Below are 390 nucleotides of genomic sequence, written 5' to 3' on the forward strand. Positions count from 1 at the left end.
AATTGGTCACCTGGTATGGTGTCCTTTGAACCATCTGGGTAATTTACTGTAGCTGTTCCGTCAGCACCTACTGTAACTGTAGTGCCAGCTGGGAACTTATCCTTGTTTGCATTATCGACGTTGTTCTTAACTTGCTTCTTTTCATTATCAGTTAAGTGACTTGGATCCTTAACAGTTACCTTGTCGCCTGGAACAGTTGGCGTAATGTTACCAGCATCAGTTGTGCTGCCCTTTTGGCCTTGAACTAATTGGTCACCTGGTATGGTGTCCTTTGAACCATCTGGGTAATTTACTGTAGCTGTTCCGTCAGCACCTACTGTAACAACTGTGCCAGCTGGGAATTTATCCTTGTTAGCGTCTTCCACATTCTTCTGAACTTTAGCTTGTTCA

General features: G+C 43.8%; 1 pseudogene. It reads right to left on the reverse strand.

From position 1 onward, the window contains the following. Window positions 1-390 (reverse strand): annotated as a pseudogene (locus H9564_RS08960) (LEA family epithelial adhesin); the annotation flags it as partial.

It is taken from the genome of Limosilactobacillus avistercoris (assembly GCF_014836425.1).
Taxonomy (GTDB): Bacteria; Bacillota; Bacilli; order Lactobacillales; family Lactobacillaceae; genus Limosilactobacillus; species Limosilactobacillus agrestimuris.